Here is a 17,843-nt window from a genome sequence, read left to right on the forward strand (position 1 = left end):
GCGGTTTTTTTATGGCAATAATCAAACAGAGTACTGCTTTTCTGCGGGTTGCGGCGCCATATAAGGGGTGGGCTCCGCTTCGCGTCAGAGACAACGCTTTCTTACTTCACGCGGACTGCTGAAGGGGGTCAGATCCGCGCGTGGTCAGTGGCATAACTGGGGTGGCGCGACAATTATTTGTAGATAACCGCAGTCCCGTGAAGGGTGTTAGGTCCGGTTACGGACGTAATACGGTAAGAGGTTGCGCCCATCTCTTCCGCCTTTTGCGCCAGCTGATCTTCCAGCGAACCGAGGTTGGTCCCGGCTGAGGCGGAAACGGTACCGATTTTATGCTGACCCGCCGGTGTTGACTGGACTTCGACAGCGGCAAAGCTGGCGAATGAGAGTGAGCTAAGTACCGCGGCGATAGCAAGCGTTTTAACGTTTTTCATGATTGTTATACCTATGCAGATGAATGTTATTGTAGGGGCGAACGAATTTAATTAACGATCGATAGGTAAATGATAGTGTGATCCATATCACACGTCAAACGATTTTTATAACGACCGTTTAACTATTTATAAACAGCATTAAATTCATACATATATGAATTATTTATTTTTAGACCGACATCGCTGGCAGCACGTAAGGTTTATTTTTATAATGGCCTTTCAACAAACCAACACAGGTACAGCGGCACCATGACAACTGACGTTCAAAGTTGCACGAAAAAAAGCCGTGGCCGACCTAAAGTGTTCGACAGGGAAGCGGCGCTGGATAAGGCCATGACACTCTTCTGGCAGCACGGCTATGAAGCCACCTCTCTCGCCGATTTAGTGGAAGCGACGGGCGCCAAAGCTCCTACGCTCTACGCGGAATTTGTGAATAAAGAGGGGTTGTTTCGCGCGGTGCTGGATCGCTACATCTCCCGCTTTGCCGCCAAACACGAAGCGCTTCTTTTTGACGAAGAGAAAAGCGTCGACACGGCGTTACGCGATTACTTCACCGCCGTCGCGACCTGCTTCACCAGTAAAGAGACGCCGGCAGGCTGTTTTATGATCAATACCTCCGCGGCGCTGGCGGCGGCGTCAACCGACATCGCCAATACCGTTAAGTCGCGGCACGCGATGCAGGAACAGACCCTTACGCAATTTCTGCAGCAGCGACAGCTGCGCGGCGAACTCCCGGCAGACGGCGACGTGCGTCAGTTGGCCCAGTTCCTCAACTGCATATTACAAGGCATGTCTATAAGCGCCCGTGAAGGCGCTGACTTCACTAAAATCATGCAAATCGCCGAGACCACGCTGCGTCTGTGGCCCCGGGTTCTTCAGCGCTAAGACCTCGCTTACCGGTGGGCTCCCACCGGTTCCCTCCCCCTTAATCCCTACATAAAGCAATGTTTTCAGTCATTTATTTTGTTCATTTCGCGAGAATGATATTGATAACAATAATCAATACGGGCAAAATTCGGTCTTAAACGTTTCTGTATATTTCACCGTGTAACAACCGGTACGCCCGTACCGAATAACGAAAACAACGATATCGTAAGCCCTTAATAATTCGAGTGGCAGAACAAGGAACTTGTGCCTTGAACTGCGCTAGCGCTGGCCCCATAGGGGCGAGGCCGCAGGCCGAGTAACGCGCCTGCAGCTTGAAGAATGACGGGTATAAACTCATAAAAGGAATGAGCATGAACAAGCGTCTCTGGGTGCTTAACCCACTGCTGCTGGCAACCGCCCTGCCCGCCTGGGCCGCTGATGACAGCATGATCGTCAGCGCTAACCGAACGCACCGTACCGTCGCTGAAATGGCCCAGACCACCTGGGTTATCGAAGGCCAGGAAATTGAACAGCAGGTTCAGGGCGGTAAAGAATTCAAAGACGTGCTGGCACAGCTGATCCCGGGCATCGACGTCAGCAGCCAGGGACGTACCAACTACGGCATGAATATGCGCGGCCGTGCGATCGTCGTCCTGATTGACGGCGTTCGCCTTAACTCCTCCCGTACCGACAGCCGCCAGCTAGACTCTATCGATCCGTTTAACATTGAACACATCGAGGTGATTTCCGGCGCAACATCCCTGTACGGCGGCGGCAGTACCGGCGGCCTGATTAATATCGTCACCAAAAAGGGCCAACAGGAGCGCCAGGTCGATCTGGAGCTGGGGGGTAAATCCGGTTTTGCCAACAGCAACGACCATGATGAACGCGTGGCTGCCGCGGTAAGCGGCGGCACTGACCACGCATCAGGTCGTTTATCGGTCGCTTATCAGCGTTTTGGCGGCTGGTATGACGGTAACCACGATGCGCTGCTCCTTGATAATACCCAGACCGGGCTTCAGCATTCCGATCGTCTGGATGTGATGGGAACGGGAACCATTGAGATTGACGAGAACCGCCAGCTGCAGCTGGTTACGCAGTACTATAAAAGCCAGGGCGACGATTACGGCCTGTACCTGGGGAAAAATATGTCGGCGGTGACCGGCGATGGCAAAGCTTTTACCACCGACGGTCTGAATTCCGACCGCGTCCCCGGCACCGAACGCCACCTGATTAGCCTGCAGTACTCCGATGCCGATTTCCTCGGTCAGAACCTGGTCAGTCAGGTCTATTATCGCGATGAATCCCTGACCTTTTATCCTTTCCCAACGCTTAGCAAAGGCCAGGTCAGCAGCTTCTCGTCTTCAAAGCAGGATACCGATCAGTATGGCGCGAAGATCACCCTGAATAGCCAACCGCTGGACGGCTGGGACCTGACCTGGGGAGTCGACGCCGACCATGAAACCTTCAACGCCAATCAGATGTTCTTCGATTTGGGCCAGTCGATGTCTTCCGGCGGCCTGAACAATCAGGCCATCTTCACCACTGGCCGTTACCCGGGCTACAGCATCACCAACCTGGCGCCGTTCCTGCAGTCCAGCTATGACCTGAACGATATCTTCACTATCAGCGGCGGCGTGCGTTATCAGTGGACAGAAAACCGGGTCGATGATTTTGTCGGCTATGCCCAGCAGCAGGATGTCGCCAGCGGCAAGGTTAGCTCGGCGGATGCCATTCCGGGCGGAAAAACCGATTACGATAACTTCCTCTTTAACGCCGGGATTGTGGCGCATCTCACCGACCGTCAGCAGACCTGGTTTAACTTCTCCCAGGGCGTTGAGCTGCCGGATCCGGGCAAATACTACGGCATCGGTAAATACGGCGCGGCGGTCAACGGCCATCTTCCGCTGCTCTCAAGCGTGAACGTAGGCGATTCGCCGCTGCAGGGGATTAAAGTTAACTCCTACGAACTGGGCTGGCGCTACACCGGCGATAATTTGCGCACCCAGCTGGCGGCTTACTATTCGACCTCCGATAAGACGATTGTCGTTAACCGTACCGATATGACCATCGATGTGCAGTCCGATAAGCGCCGTATTTATGGCGTAGAGGGCGCGGTGGATTACTACTTCCCGAACAGCGACTGGAGCGCAGGGGCTAACTTTAACGTGCTGAAATCCCAAGTGAAGAGTGACGGTAGCTGGCAGAAGTGGGACGTCACTCTCGCCTCGCCGTCAAAAGCCACCGCCTGGGTTGGCTGGGCGCCGGAGCCGTGGTCGCTGCGGGTACAGAGCCAGCAGGTGTTTGATATAAGCGATGCCAGCGGCAATAAGCTCGATGGTTACAATACCGTGGACTTTATCGGTAGCTACGCGCTCCCTGTCGGCAAGCTGACCTTCAGCATCGAGAACCTGCTTAATGAAGATTATGTCACCGTCTGGGGCCAGCGCGCGCCGCTGCTCTACAGCCCGACCTACGGCAGCAGTTCTTTATACGAGTATAAAGGGCGCGGCCGTACCTTCGGTCTGAACTACGCGCTGAGCTTCTGATAAAAAAAGCCCCTCGGCCTGAGTGCCTGAGGGGCTAATAAAGATAAACATCTTTTTTACGCTTTGTTAGTCAGAATCAGTTGACCATTGCTGTCCAGCGGGATTTGCGTGCCTGGATCGCGATCCATCCGGATTTTGCCCTGCTGGTCGCCGATTTTGTAAGTGACGTCATAACCGAGCATTTTTTCCGATTTGTCATACACCGTTTTGCAGCGCTGCTGCGTGGTGGTGTAGGTGTCCCCTTCCTGCATTGAGCCCTGAATTTGGTTACCGGCATAGCCGCCGCCCAGCGCGCCCACTACGGTGGCAACGTCACGGCCGCGCCCACCGCCGAACTGATGACCAATAACCCCACCGGCCACCGCGCCTAAGACGGAACCGGCGATGCGGTTTTCATCCTGCACCGGTCGACGATGGGTCACGGTAACGTTACGGCACTCCTGACGCGGGGTTTTGACGCTCTCTTTTATCGGCGTACTGGACACTACCTGTGCATACTGCGGGCCGCGGTCTAACACGTTAAGACCAGCAACAGCTGCGACGCCCAGCGCGGCAGCCACGCCAATTCCTATACCCGCCAACATTGATTTATTCACGGGACTTCCTCCTTCGTTGCTATTGCCTTTAATTTTGCAACCCAGCCATCAGGCTTGCAAATAAGAAAGCGGATGAAAAGTGCGTGAACGTACGGCAAATCAATGGGATTCGGAGGAATCCGAGAGGGTTTTCCGGGAAGGACAGGAGGATATTCTGCCGATTGATCTCATCATTCGTCAGGAAAACGGGCGGTCAAAACCTTCCGGCTTTGCCGCCCATAGACATTAATGCAGCTTCAGACGCGGACGAATAATGCGGTTGATACGTCCTACCAGCATCATCAGGCCGGTTTTAAAGTAACCGTGCAGCGCAATCTGGTGCATGCGATACAGAGAGATATAGACGAAACGCGCAATACGCCCTTCGATCATCATTGAACCACGCATCAGATTGCCCATCAGGCTGCCAACGGTGGAGTAGTTAGAGAGCGACACCAGCGAGCCGTGATCTTTATAGGTATAAGCTTTCAGCGGCTTACCTTTCATCTGCGCCAGAATATTGTGCAGAGCGCAGGTCGCCATCTGGTGCGCAGCCTGAGCGCGCGGCGGGACAAAACCGCCTTCCGGACGGGCGCAGGAGGCGCAGTCGCCGATAGCGTAGATATCCGCGTCGCGAGTCGTTTGCAGGGTCGGCTCAACCACCAGCTGGTTAATACGGTTGGTTTCCAGACCGCCGATCTCTTTCATAAAGTCCGGCGCTTTAATCCCCGCCGCCCACACCATCAGGTCAGCGTGGATAAATTCGCCTTCCTTCGTATGCAGGCCGTTAGCATCAGCGCTGGTGACCATGGTTTTGGTCAGTACGCGAACGCCAAGCTTGGTCAGCTCGCTGTGCGCGGCGCCGGAAATGCGCGGCGGCAGCGCGGGCAGAATGCGCTCGCCGGCTTCAACCAGCGTGACGTTCAGGGCTTCATTGGTCAGTCCTTTATAGCCGTAGCTGTGCAGCTGCTTCACCGCGTTATGCAGCTCGGCCGACAGCTCGACGCCGGTCGCGCCGCCGCCGACGATGGCGATATTCACCTTGCCGTTCGCCCCGAGATTCGCCGAATACTTGAGGAACAGATCCAGCATTTCCTGATGGAAACGACGCGCCTGATGCGGATTATCGAGGAAGATACAGTTCTCTTTCACGCCTGGCGTGTTGAAGTCGTTCGAGGTACTTCCCAACGCCATCACCAGCGTGTCGTAAGGTAGCTTACGCTCGGGCACCAGCAGCTCGCCCTTCTCGTTATGCAGCTCGGCGAGAGTGATAGTTTTGGTTTCGCGGTTAATATCCACCACCGACCCCAGCTGGAACTGGAAGTCGTGGTTACGGGCGTGAGCAAGATAGCTTAACGCGTCTACACCTTCATCAAGTGAACCGGTCGCCACTTCATGCAGCAGCGGTTTCCACAGGTGGCTGTGATTACGATCAACCAGCGTAATTTTGGCCTTTTTATTACGGCCCAGCTTTTTCCCTAACTGGGTAGCCAGCTCCAGCCCACCGGCACCACCACCCACAATCACTATTTTTTTCAATGGTGTAGTCACGCGACCCCCTAAAATTATTAACCAATTGTTAATTAAAAGTTATACATATAACCTTTAATTAACAACAGGTTACGGCAGTGAAACCATTCAGCGGGATCGAGAATAACATGAACGGTGCATTGGTCATACCAAAATTGATATGCGTCAAGTTTTACTGCATATTTTTTGAGCGTCAAATCGCAAAATGGATAAAAAAAGCCCGCGATGTTGGCACATCGCGGGCCGGGAGGAGATCAGCCGAGGGTTTTAAAGGCCTTTATTCGCTGCAGATGCGGGGAGATATTTTTAAATTTGTGGGTCTGCTCTTCATCCCAGATTATCTCATAGTATTGGTGCAGCAGGTCCGCCGAACGCTGGCTATTCAGCGCTTCGTCCTGGCGCGACAGCATCACCAGGCAACGGTCGCGGTTTTTTTCGCGGAAATTGTTAACGCACTTGGTAGCGATATCCGCATACTCTTCCGGCCGATCAATCTTCCCTTCCATGTTTTCATTGGGAAACAGATTCGGGTTGAAAATGGCCTGACGGATATCGCAAAGAAAGCCAATTCGCTCCGCCCAGAAGCCGCCAAGACCCACGCCGCAAATCAGCGGCCGATCGTCGGCACTCAGCTGCAGCATCTTATCGACCTCTTTTAATAAATGCTGCATATCATGTTTGGGATGCCGCGTGCTGTAGCTAATCAACCGAACATCGGGGTCAATAAACTGAAGCTGAAGCACCTTCTCATGGTTACCGGGGCTGTTTGAGTCAAAACCATGTAAATAGATAATCATCGCATCCTCACCAGACAACAACGCCTTTCAGGTTTATTACGCGGATTTCGCCTCTTGCCAGCGCGCGTGAAGCTGCTCAAGCTGCGCGCTGATCGTCTTCCAGCGGGCGGAATCCCTTAACGCCTGACGGCTAAAGGAACCTTTATGATACAATTTCGTAACACGCTCTGCTTTGATCGGCGACAGGTTATCCAGCACGCTGACCGCACCCTTACGATTATTGCAGACAAGGATCATATCGCAACCCGCATCCAGCGATGCCTGGCCGCGCTCGGCATAGCTGCCCATAATCGCCGCCCCTTCCATTGAGAGATCGTCAGAGAAGATGACCCCATCGAAGCCCAGCTCGCCGCGCAGGACCGTTTTTAGCCAATGCGCGGAGCCGCTGGCCGGACGCGGGTCAACGTCGCTGTAGATGACGTGGGCGGGCATGATGGCATCCAGCCGCTGCTCGCCGATCAGCGTACGGAAAATAGACATATCTCTGGCGCGGATTTCCGCTTGCGCGCGCGGATCGCGCGGCGTCTCTTTATGGGAATCGGCCGTCACCGCCCCGTGTCCCGGAAAGTGCTTACCGGTAGTTTTCATACCCGCGGCGTGCATGCCGTCAATAAAATGACGAGCTATCGCCAGGGCTTTGTCAGGATCGTCGTGATAAGAACGCTCGCCAATAGCGGCGCTGATATGCCCAACGTCCAGCACCGGCGCAAAGCTGATATCAATATCCATGGCGATCATTTCGCTGGCCATCAGCCAGCCGGCCTCTGCGGCTAGCTTACCGCCCTCCTCCATGCCGAGCAGCGCGGCGAAGGACTGCGCTGCGGGAAGACGGGTAAAGCCTTCACGAAAACGCTGCACGCGCCCGCCTTCCTGGTCTACCGCCACCACCAGATGGTTGCGCGAAGCCTCGCGGATCTGGCGAACCAACTCGCGCAGCTGCGCGGGATCGTGATAGTTGCGGGTAAACAGTATCAGCCCGCCAACCAAAGGATGCGCCAGAATCTCACGCTCTTCCGCATCCAGTTCAAAACCTTCGACATCCAACATTACCGGACCCACACCCACCTCTCTTATCCTTTTACTTTTTGTCTAACTGGCGCCATACCTCATCCGCCAGCGCAATAAACTGCCGGTCGCCGGTTTGCTGCCAACGCCGCTCGTACCAGCCCGCCATCAGTAGCTGCACCCACGGACGCCAGCGCTGAATTTGCCGCCAGAGCTGATGCTCATCAATGCTCGCCAGTCTCGCGTATTCTGCAGCTAGCCGACGTTGCGCGACGGGATCGATCCACACTGCCGCCAGCTCCAGCGCGATATCGCCATCGCCCGCATACTCCCAGTCAATCAGCCGCAGTCCCGACTCGCCGTGAACGATGTTGCCCGCATGGACATCCATATGTAACGGGGCGAGGCGCAGCGGCTGAGGCTCGCCGCGGCGCAGCAGGCGTTTATGCCAGCGCAGCCAACTCGGCGTACGCCGCGCGGGGCTGCACTGTTGCCAGTACAACTCAAGCAGCGGCCGCAGCGCGATACGCCAGCCAAAGCACGGCTGCCGGTGCAGATGATACAGTAACCCTGCGAGCGCCGGACACTCCGGTAATGCGTTAACCACGTCGCCTGAGCAATATTCCACCACCATCCAGGCGGGAGAATAAAAGACCGGCGCAGGCGCTAACGAATCGGGAAGGCGTGACAGGACGTGATATTGACGGCGAAAGTCGCTGGCCGGCGCACGCGGATCGTGCGGCTGGCGCAGCACCCGCTTTTGCCGACCATCGCTGAGAATGCAGCTGCTGCCGCTCAGCCCGTTTTGGGTCTGCGCGGCGGCAGGCGTATAGCGCGGGAAAAAGCGCGACAGCACTTCGTCGCGCGTGAGCTTATTGTTGCTGAACAGCACCTTTACCTGACCAGATAATTTCGCCGGTCTGTACCAGCATTAGCTGCATTTTCAGCTCAGGGGAATTGACGTTACCGGTCGCGTTGGAATAGAGCACGTACTGTGCGCCAACGGTACGCGCAATGCCCATCGCTTTGCTGCGGCTGCCTAGGCTATCCTGCGGCGACAGGCCAAGCTGCTGTTTGGCTACGCCCAGCTGCTGCTGCGAGACAAGGGTGAATTTCCCATTGCCTTCCAGCGCGTTGCGCAGCGCCGTGGTGGCCTCACCGGCATTCAGGGTGCCGTTGGTACGGTTATTGACGCTGTCGACCAGCAAAATGCTCCCCGCATTCACGCCGCTGGCCTGCAGCATCTGCCCGATCATCGGCTGCACCGCGGAACTCCAGTCAAAGTGACGTACGCGCGGCGCTGGCTGGGCTGGCTGCTCGCCGTGTTCAATCGGCCCCGGCTGCGTAGGGATCGCGGGAATAGTCGGCACAGTCGGCTGCGGCTGAACTGGCTGCTGCGGCTTCGGCTGCGCTTCCTCAACGGGAGCGGGTTCCTGACGTTGCCCCACACATCCGGCAAGGAATATCGCCAGTGCGGTAACTAATGCATAGCGACATAATTTAATCATTACGATTACCTCTTACAGATAAAGATAAAGTCGGGCTTTGTGCGCCCCCAGAATATTGGCGCTGCCATACAGCGTGACGGAAGAGTGTGCCGGAACCGTTATACTGCGCGCCGGATCCAGCGGATGCATTTCCAGCCCCCTGGCGTCATACCAGAAAAAGCGATAATGCACGGTCACCGGCACCTGGCGTTCATTGAATAATCTTGTGGTCGCCGTCGCCTGAATCTCGGATGCGGTCACCGTCGGTACTTCAGCGCTAATTCCCGCTGCCAGTACGTTTGATTCCATCACCAGACTTTGCCGATCGCTGACCGGAATTTCCGGATGCGAACCGCACCCGGCCAGTAACGTCACGGCCAGAAGTGCGCCGAAATGGGCTGCGCGCATGGATGTTAACCTTTATGAGCCAGCATCGGGCCTAATGGACGGCCGCCCAGCAGGTGCATATGGATATGGTACACCTCCTGGCCCCCGTGGCGATTGCAGTTGACGATCAGGCGATAGCCATCGTCGGCAAGCCCCTCGTCGCGGGCGATTTTCGCCGCAACGGTCATCATACGTCCCAGGGCAAGCTCGTGCTCTGTGGTCACATCGTTGACGGTGGGAATCAGGATATTGGGAACGATTAGGATATGGGTTGGTGCCTGCGGAGAGATGTCGCGAAAAGCGGTAACCAGCTCATCCTGATATACCACATCCGACGGGATCTCCCGGCGAATGATTTTGCTGAAAATCGTTTCTTCTGCCATGACTGATTCCTTAATAATTTTTATACCGTGCTCTGGCCTGCCTCTGCAGGTAAACGCGGATGCACAGGATTCCCCTAAGAGTATGAGCGAGTTACTCCCCCTCTTTCAACCTGAATGCGTTTTTTCTTGCGCGACAAAGCGCTTAGCTGCTGATGGATTAAGCGTTTCTCAGCGGCATGCGGTGCAGCACCCGCGAAAGCAGCCTGCGGACCGCTATTTTTACCCTTGTTTACACATTAAATATTAATGCGTATATTTCTCATTTGCATTCATAACGCAAACAGTGCATTGACAATCGACCGTGGCCATAGCGCCGCAGCGAATAACGACTATCACATGATCAAGGGCTTATGATGTCTCTCTCCACCAATCCCCGGGATAGGCGAACCGCGCCGTCCCTGCTTGCTGTGGGCATAACGCTGGCGCTGTTTCCAAACCTTAGCCAGGCAGCCGGCGCCTCCGAAGACACTATCATTGTAGAAGGTTCCTCAGATAGCGCCTCGGATACACAAGAACAGGACTACAGCGTCAGAACTACCTCAGCCGGGACCAAAATGGAGATGACCCAGCGCGATATTCCGCAGTCGGTCAGCATCATCACCGGGCAGCGGATGCGGGATCAACAGCTACAAACCCTGGGCGATGTGATGGAACATACCCTGGGGATCAGCGGCAGCCAGGCGGATTCCGACCGCACCAGCTACTACTCCCGCGGTTTTGAGATAGACAACTATATGGTCGATGGCATTCCAACCTGGTTTGAATCCCGCTGGAATCTGGGCGACGCGCTTTCCGATATGGCTCTCTTCGAACGGGTTGAGGTCGTGCGCGGCGCTAACGGCCTGCTGACCGGCACCGGCAATCCTGCCGCGTCGATCAATATGATCCGCAAGCACGCGACCAGCCGGGAGTTCAAGGGAGAGGTCACGGCGGAGTACGGCAGTTGGAATAAGCAGCGCTACGTTGCTGATATGCAGAGCCCGCTAATGGACGATGGCAGCGTAAGGGCGCGCATTATCGCGGGTTATCAAAACAATGACTCATGGCTGGATCGCTACAACAGCGAAAAAACGTTCTTCTCCGGCATTATTGATGCCGATCTCGGTACATCGACCACTTTATCCGCTGGCTACGAGTATCAGCGTATCGACGTGAATAGCCCGACATGGGGCGGCCTGCCGCGCTGGAATACCGATGGCAGCAACAACCGCTATGACCGCGCCCGCAGTACCGCCCCGGATTGGGCCTATAACGATAAAGAGATCAACAAAGTCTTCATCACGCTGAAACAGCGCTTTGCCGAGACCTGGCAGGCGACGATGAATGCCACCCATTCCGAGGTCAAATTCGATAGCAAAATGATGTACGTGGACGCGTACGTCAATAAAGCGACCGGAATGCTGGTGGGCCCTTATAGCAGCTACGGTCCGGGCTATGATTACGTCGGCGGTACCGGCTGGAACAGCGGCAAGCGTAAGGTCGACGCCGTTGACCTGTACGCCGACGGCGGCTACGACCTGTTTGGTCGCCAGCACAACCTGATGGTCGGCGCCAGCTACAGCAAGCAAAATAACCGCTATTTCAGCGCCTGGGCCAACGTGTTCCCCGATGAGATTGGCAGCTTCAATAACTTTAATAGCAGTAATTTCCCGGAGACCAACTGGGACCCGCAGAGCCTGGCGCAGGACGATACCACGAGAATGAAATCGGTATATGCCGCGACGCGTTTTTCCCTGCTTGACCCGCTGCATCTCATCGTTGGCATCCGCTATAACAACTGGAGTATCGCGACGTTGACTTACAACATGGAGAAAAACCATACCACGCCCTACGCCGGGCTGGTTTATGACATCAACGACAACTGGTCGGCCTACACCAGTTATACCTCCGTGTTCCAGCCGCAGAACAAGCGCGACAGTTCGGGTAAATACCTGACCCCAATTACCGGAAACAACTATGAAGTGGGCCTGAAGTCCGACTGGATGGACAGCCGTTTAACGACCACTCTCGCCCTCTTCCGCATTGAGCAGGATAATCTTGGCCAGGCGACCGGCGGGCAAATCCCGGGCAGCAACGGCGAAGCCGCCTATAAAACCGTCGATGGTACCGTGAGCAAAGGGGTAGAGTTTGAAATCAACGGCGCGCTCACCGATAACTGGCAGATGACCTTCGGGGCGACGCGTTTTGTCGCTGAAGACAATGAAGGCAATGCGGTGAACCCTAACCTACCGCGTACCAGCGTCAAGCTGTTTACCCGCTACCGTCTGCCGGTAATGCCTGAGCTGATCATCGGCGGCGGCGTAAACTGGCAGAACCGGGTATATAAAGATACCGCTACGCCGTACGGGACATTCCGTGCGGAACAGGGCAGCTACGCGCTGGTGGATGTGTTCACGCGTTATCAGGTCACTAAAAACTTTGCTGTGCAGGGGAACGTCAACAACCTGTTAGACAAAACCTACGACACCAATATAGATGGTTCAATCGTCTACGGTGAACCACGCAACTTCAGCATAACGGCCAGCTATCAATTCTGATAAGCAGTCAGCGTCACGGGAGCCGCCGGGTTCCCTTTTTTGTGCCGGCTGCCCATTAAAAAAGGCAGCCAGTTGGCTGCCTTAGTCTCCCCTAATCACAACTTAGTTGCTGCGGATGTATTCATCCATTTCAGTTTTCAGGTTATCGGATTTGGTACCGAAAATAGCCTGAACGCCTGAACCTGCAACAACCACGCCTGCGGCACCCAGTTTTTTCAGGCCAGCCTGATCAACTTTCGCCACATCCGCTACGCTCACGCGCAGACGGGTGATACATGCGTCAAGGTTAGTAATGTTCTCTTTACCGCCGAAAGCGGCAATCAGTGCCGGAGCCATTTCGCTGGTGGCGCCAGCTTTGCTGTCTTCGGTTGCATCTTCACGACCCGGGGTTTTCAGATCCAGCGCTTTGATCAGCACGCGGAACACCACGTAGTAAACGATCGCATAGCAGATGCCGACTATCGGGAACAGCCACAGTTTGCTGCTGTTGCCGGACAGTACGATGAAGTCGATCAGACCATGAGAGAACGAAGTACCGTCACGCATACCCAGCAGGATACAGATCGGGAAGGCCAAGCCTGCCAGAATCGCATGGATAACGTACAGGATCGGCGCAACGAACATAAAGGAGAACTCGATCGGCTCGGTGATACCGGTCAGGAACGAGGTCAGCGCTGCGGAGATCATGATACCGCCCACTTTTGCGCGGTTTTCTGGTTTAGCAGAGTGCCAGATAGCGATAGCAGCGGCCGGCAGACCGTACATTTTGAACAGGAAGCCGCCGGACAGTTTGCCCGCGGTCGGGTCACCTGCCATGTAGCGCGGAATATCGCCGTGGAAGACCTGACCGGCTGCGTTGGTGTATTCACCAATCTGCATCTGGAAAGGAACGTTCCAGATGTGGTGCAGACCAAACGGCACCAGGCAGCGTTCAATGAAGCCGTAGATACCGAACGCCACAACCGGGTTCTGGTAAGCAGCCCACTGGGAGAAAGTCTGGATTGCGGTACCGATCGGCGGCCAGATAAAGGACAGGATCACACCAGTGAAGATCGCTGCCAGACCGGAGATAATTGGCACAAAACGCTTGCCCGCAAAGAAGCCCAGATACTCAGGCAATTTGATGCGGTAGAAGCGGTTGAACATGTACGCTGCGATGGCACCGGAGATAATACCGCCGAGTACGCCAGTATCCGCCAGGTGTTTAGCCGCAATCTCTTCAGCAGGTAAATGCAGGACCAGAGGTGCAACCACGGACATGGTTTTCACCATGATGCCGTAAGCGACGACCGATGCCAGAGCGGATACGCCGTCGTTGTTAGTGAAGCCAAGTGCGACACCGATAGCAAAGATCAGCGGCATGTTAGCGAAGACCGAACCGCCCGCTTCCGCCATGACGTGGGAAACTACGGCTGGCAGCCAGCTGAAGTTTGCGGAACCGACGCCCAGCAGGATACCTGCGATAGGCAGTACGGATACCGGCAGCATCAGCGATTTACCGACCTTCTGCAGGTTAGCAAATGCATTCTTAAACATAATTGAGAGTGCTCCTGAGTATTTGGTGCTTTTTTACGTTTTCACGCATTGGCCCGGGGGGAGAACCGCGCCGTGGACAGGACATCTAAGCGCCCTTTATTTATTACACAGAGTAAAATAATTACCGGGATGATTGTTTGACGGCTATCACGTTTCAATCAGACATCCATTAAAAACTTACATTGGTTTACATAAATCGTGTCTGAATGTTGCCAAAAAACCTTCACCGCCCCATTTGTGGCGGTGAACTTTACTCGCTTTGGCTATTAATTACGAGCCTTAAAATAATAAGCAATATCAGAGAGGTTGCAGCCGGGAGGGGTCGATATGAAAAAGCGTAGCGAAATTTTCAGTGGTCTGTTGCGCCAGCTGCTCTAGCGACACGCCCTTAAGCACCGCCATATACTCGGCGACGTCCCTGACCAGGGCCGGCTGGTTCTCTTTACCGCGATGCGGTACCGGCGCCAGATACGGTGAATCGGTCTCCACCAGCAGGCGATCGAGAGGGACATAGCGCGCAGCATCGCGAAGCTGCTCCGCATTACGGAATGTCACAATGCCGGAAAACGAGATATAGAACCCCATATCCAAAAGCTTACCCGCGGTCTCCCTATCCTCAGTGAAACAGTGTAGTACGCCACCGCAATCCGTCACTTTTTCTTCGCGTAAAATTTCCAGCGTATCGGCGCGGGCATCGCGGGTGTGAACGATAACCGGCTTATTCAGCTCCCGGCCTATACGGATATGATCGCGAAAAGACGCCTGCTGACGGGCTTTCGTTTCCGGCGTGTAGAAATAATCGAGCCCGGTTTCGCCCATCGCGACCACGCCGTCCTCTGCGGCGAGTTTGCGCAGCTCTTCAACGTCATACTCTTCATCCTGGTTTAACGGATGCACGCCGCAGGAGAAAACGACGTCGTGACGCTGGCCTACCAGTTCGCGCATACCGCGGTATCCCGGCAGCGTCGTGGCAACCGCCAGGCAAAATTTCACATCGCGCGCGGCGGCCTTTGCCAGCACATCGTCCACATCTTTATGCAGCGCTTGATAATCCAGGCCATCGAGATGGCAATGGGAGTCGACTAAAAACATGATGTCTCTCTCAGAGATGGGATACGGGAAGGACCGCCCCGGGTTGCAGGTAATGTTCCCAGCGCAGAAGGCGCTCGGTTAGCAGCAGTTCGCGATTAATGCCGACCACGTTTAGCAACTGCTCGCGGCAGGCGCTGACGTCACGCGCGATCGCCTGCAGGCGCGCCGCCGGCAGCGCCGCGGCCAGCTGATTCACCAGAGGCCAGACATCAGGATTGCTGATAAGCGTAATCCCCTGCTGCCTTTTTTGCGCGTCGACCAGCAGCGATGCCAGCCAGTGCAGGCGAATCGCGGCCTGCTCATGGTTCAAAATCGGCAACAGCGTCAGCCAGTCGCCGTGGGTTAAAATATTTCCGAGGATCTGGCAAAGCTGCTGGCGTGGTGCCCAGTGTGCATCCTGAAGCAGATCCAGCGCCGCCGCTGGCGCGTTGGCGCTCAGACGCAGCGCTGCGAGAAGCGCGTCTTGTGACATTGTCACTTCACGCTCTAACCACGCCAGTGCGTAGCGTTCTGAAGGCGGAGCGAGGTGATATAACCGACAGCGGCTGCGCAGCGTCGCCAGCAGGCGAGCAGGTTCCTGACAGGCAAGGAAGAACCAGGTATTCTCCGGCGGCTCCTCCAGCGTTTTCAACAGCGCGTTTGCCGCCGCATCCGTCAGTATGGCGGCATCGCCGATCCACACCACCTTCGCGCCGCCCAGTCGGGCATGTTCATAGAGCTTTTCGCTCACTTCGCGCACGGCATCGATCCCGAGCGAGCTCTTCCCCTTTTCTGGGGTCAACGCATAATAATCAGGATGGGTGCCGGCCTGCATCAGCTGGCAGCTATGGCAATGACCGCAGCTTTTATGCCCTTCCGGCTGGCGGCACATCAGAAAGCGACAAAGCGCATAAATCAGCGCATCGCTCCCCATGCCCGGCAGCGCCTGAACCATTAGCGCATGGTGGCCGCGCCCCGCCTGATAGCTGGCAACCAGCTGTTCAAAGGGCGGGCGTAACCACGGATACCATTTCATGCGCCTTGCTCCGCGACCCATTGATTCACTACCGCACGAATGTCGCGCTCCACGGCCTCTAGCGGCTGGGTAGCGTCAACGGTGCGTATAGTGGCATCCTGCGCCGCCAGTTCAAGGTAGCGGGCACGAGTACGATTAAAGAAATCCAGTGACTCCTGCTCGATTCGGTCAAGTTCGCCGCGGGCGCGGGCGCGCTTAAGACCGACTTCCGGAGTCACGTCAAGGTAAAGCGTAAGATGGGGACGAAAGTCCCCCAGTACCGCGTCACGCAGGGTCGCCAGCATCGTTTGATCAATTCCGCGACCGCCCCCCTGATAGGCCTGGGTTGAGAGATCGTGACGATCGCCAATGACCCACTGACCGCGGGCCAGAGCGGGTTTGATAACCGTCTCCACCAACTGCACGCGCGCCGCGTAAAACATCAGCACTTCCGCTTTATCATTAATCACTTCATCGCCGGTGGACTGAATATCCAGCACCAGGCTGCGCAGCTTCTCGGCCAGAATGGTGCCGCCCGGTTCGCGGGTAAACACCATATCGCTTACGCCCAGCTGTTTTAGCGTCTCTACCACACAATTACGCGCGGTGGTTTTCCCTGCGCCCTCCAGGCCCTCGATGACGATATAGTTACTGCGCATTTTTTTCCTTAAGTACTTTCAAATAGTCCTGAACCGAGCGGTTATGACTGGCCAGGTTAGTGTTAAACGTATGCCCGCCCTTACCGTCCGCGACAAAATAAAGGTACGGCGTTTTCGCCGGATGCGCGGCGGCGTTTAGCGAGGCCTCACCCGGTGCGGCGATAGGTCCCGGCGGCATGCCGTTTATGACGTAGGTATTGTAAGCGGTCGGAGTTTCCAGGTCTTTACGTGTCAACTTGCCATTATAACTCTCACCCATCCCGTAAATCACGGTCGGATCGGTTTGCAGACGCATACCGATACGTAAACGGTTGATAAATACCGATGCGACACGGTCGCGCTCGTCCGCTATCGCCGTCTCTTTTTCGATAATCGAGGCCATTGTCAGCAGCTGGTTCTTATCGTGATACGGCAGATTCTCCATCCGCCCTTCCCAGGCTTTATCGACCGCGGCAACCATCTTCTGATGCGCTCGCTTAAGGATGGCCACATCGCTGGTATTGGCGGTATACATCCAGGTATCCGGCCAGAACCAGCCTTCAACCCAATCAGGATGCTCAAGATCAAGAGCCTTCGCGACGGTTTCATAGCTGTCATCCGCCAACGTATGCTTGACGTAAGGCGCATCGCGCAGCTGGCGCAGGTAATCGCTCACCCGCATCCCTTCAACGAAGCGCAGCGGAAACTGCGCCTCTTTGCCGCTGGCCAGCAGCTGCAGCATCTGGCGGACCGTCATATCAGGCGTGAAGCGATAGGTCCCGGCTTTAAAATGGGAGAGCTCAGGCTCGATGCGCAGCAGCCACTGGAAAACCCGCGGTCGGTTAATGACTTTATCGCTATACAGCTGTTGCCCAAGCGCCAGGCGCCCCGTTCCGGTGGCAAGAGTGAAGATAGTCTCTTCTTTTATCAGCAACTTGCTATCCGCCAGCTGGCGAACTTTCCACATACCGATGCCCGCGGCGATGCCCAGCACCACCACCATCAGCAGGATGAAACGTAACATTTTCTTCATGA

General features: G+C 55.5%; 17 protein-coding genes. 3 read left to right on the forward strand and 14 right to left on the reverse strand.

Features of this window, described 5'->3' with window-relative positions:
- Positions 1–173: 173 nt before the first annotated feature.
- Positions 174–431: a multiple stress resistance protein BhsA gene (gene bhsA / locus K7H21_RS16835; protein WP_004131427.1), complete on the reverse strand. Its 258-nt coding sequence runs from the start codon at positions 429–431 to the stop codon at positions 174–176.
- A gap of 249 nt (positions 432–680) precedes the next feature.
- Here bhsA and K7H21_RS16840 point away from each other — a divergent pair, with 249 nt between their 5' ends.
- Together K7H21_RS16840 and K7H21_RS16845 are read left to right on the forward strand one after the other, a co-directional pair.
- On the forward strand, positions 681–1,316 hold the full coding sequence (locus tag K7H21_RS16840; protein ID WP_004131426.1) for a TetR/AcrR family transcriptional regulator: 636 nt from the start codon (positions 681–683) through the stop codon (positions 1,314–1,316).
- Positions 1,317–1,669: 353 nt separating this feature from the next.
- Complete coding sequence (locus K7H21_RS16845; protein ID WP_004131425.1) at positions 1,670–3,847, forward strand: TonB-dependent siderophore receptor; 2,178 nt, start codon at positions 1,670–1,672, stop codon at positions 3,845–3,847.
- Positions 3,848–3,903: 56 nt separating this feature from the next.
- Here the strand turns inward: K7H21_RS16845 and K7H21_RS16850 are convergent, their stop codons facing one another.
- The 8 genes from K7H21_RS16850 to hinT form a co-directional block, all read right to left on the reverse strand.
- Positions 3,904–4,443, reverse strand: a complete 540-nt coding sequence (locus K7H21_RS16850) for a glycine zipper 2TM domain-containing protein (RefSeq protein ID WP_004131424.1) — start codon at positions 4,441–4,443, stop codon at positions 3,904–3,906.
- A gap of 225 nt (positions 4,444–4,668) precedes the next feature.
- Positions 4,669–5,973, reverse strand: a complete 1,305-nt coding sequence (locus K7H21_RS16855) for an NAD(P)/FAD-dependent oxidoreductase (protein WP_004131421.1) — start codon at positions 5,971–5,973, stop codon at positions 4,669–4,671.
- A 233-nt stretch (positions 5,974–6,206) separates the two neighbouring features.
- A complete protein-coding gene (gene ycfP / locus K7H21_RS16860; protein ID WP_049112608.1) occupies positions 6,207–6,749 on the reverse strand; it encodes an alpha/beta hydrolase YcfP in 543 nt (180 codons plus the stop codon).
- Positions 6,750–6,785: 36 nt separating this feature from the next.
- The gene (gene nagZ, locus K7H21_RS16865) at positions 6,786–7,796 is read right to left on the reverse strand and encodes a beta-N-acetylhexosaminidase (protein WP_170100739.1); all 1,011 of its coding nucleotides are present in this window, start codon (positions 7,794–7,796) and stop codon (positions 6,786–6,788) included.
- 31 nt (positions 7,797–7,827) lie between these two features.
- Complete coding sequence (gene thiK, locus K7H21_RS16870; protein ID WP_223035238.1) at positions 7,828–8,646, reverse strand: thiamine kinase; 819 nt, start codon at positions 8,644–8,646, stop codon at positions 7,828–7,830.
- Complete coding sequence (lpoB, locus tag K7H21_RS16875; RefSeq protein WP_004131417.1) at positions 8,627–9,262, reverse strand: penicillin-binding protein activator LpoB; 636 nt, start codon at positions 9,260–9,262, stop codon at positions 8,627–8,629. Before lpoB ends, thiK begins: the two co-directional genes overlap by 20 nt.
- Before the next feature lie 12 nt (positions 9,263–9,274).
- Positions 9,275–9,649, reverse strand: coding sequence for a YcfL family putative periplasmic lipoprotein (locus tag K7H21_RS16880; RefSeq protein ID WP_004131416.1), 375 nt, complete (start codon positions 9,647–9,649; stop codon positions 9,275–9,277).
- Between the two features lie 5 nt (positions 9,650–9,654).
- Positions 9,655–10,011, reverse strand: coding sequence for a purine nucleoside phosphoramidase (hinT, locus tag K7H21_RS16885; protein ID WP_004131415.1), 357 nt, complete (start codon positions 10,009–10,011; stop codon positions 9,655–9,657).
- A 353-nt stretch (positions 10,012–10,364) separates the two neighbouring features.
- Here hinT and fhuE point away from each other — a divergent pair, with 353 nt between their 5' ends.
- Positions 10,365–12,548, forward strand: coding sequence for a ferric-rhodotorulic acid/ferric-coprogen receptor FhuE (gene fhuE / locus K7H21_RS16890; protein ID WP_432649042.1), 2,184 nt, complete (start codon positions 10,365–10,367; stop codon positions 12,546–12,548).
- 102 nt (positions 12,549–12,650) lie between these two features.
- Here fhuE and ptsG read toward each other — a convergent pair whose 3' ends face one another.
- From ptsG to yceG, 5 genes are all read right to left on the reverse strand, one after another.
- Positions 12,651–14,084 (reverse strand): PTS glucose transporter subunit IIBC, encoded by a 1,434-nt coding sequence (gene ptsG / locus K7H21_RS16895; protein ID WP_004131412.1) that lies wholly within the window; start codon positions 14,082–14,084, stop codon positions 12,651–12,653.
- A gap of 297 nt (positions 14,085–14,381) precedes the next feature.
- Positions 14,382–15,176, reverse strand: a complete 795-nt coding sequence (locus K7H21_RS16900; protein ID WP_004131411.1) for a metal-dependent hydrolase — start codon at positions 15,174–15,176, stop codon at positions 14,382–14,384.
- Positions 15,177–15,186: 10 nt separating this feature from the next.
- Complete coding sequence (holB, locus tag K7H21_RS16905) at positions 15,187–16,191, reverse strand: DNA polymerase III subunit delta' (protein WP_004131410.1); 1,005 nt, start codon at positions 16,189–16,191, stop codon at positions 15,187–15,189.
- Positions 16,188–16,829, reverse strand: a complete 642-nt coding sequence (gene tmk / locus K7H21_RS16910) for a dTMP kinase (protein WP_004131408.1) — start codon at positions 16,827–16,829, stop codon at positions 16,188–16,190. The genes holB and tmk overlap by 4 nt, the downstream gene beginning before the upstream one ends.
- Positions 16,819–17,841: a cell division protein YceG gene (gene yceG / locus K7H21_RS16915; RefSeq protein ID WP_004131406.1), complete on the reverse strand. Its 1,023-nt coding sequence runs from the start codon at positions 17,839–17,841 to the stop codon at positions 16,819–16,821. The genes tmk and yceG overlap by 11 nt, the downstream gene beginning before the upstream one ends.
- Positions 17,842–17,843 lie beyond the last annotated feature (2 nt).

Origin of the sequence: Klebsiella sp. CTHL.F3a, from assembly GCF_019890895.1 — a bacterium.
GTDB lineage: Bacteria > Pseudomonadota > Gammaproteobacteria > Enterobacterales > Enterobacteriaceae > Klebsiella > Klebsiella grimontii.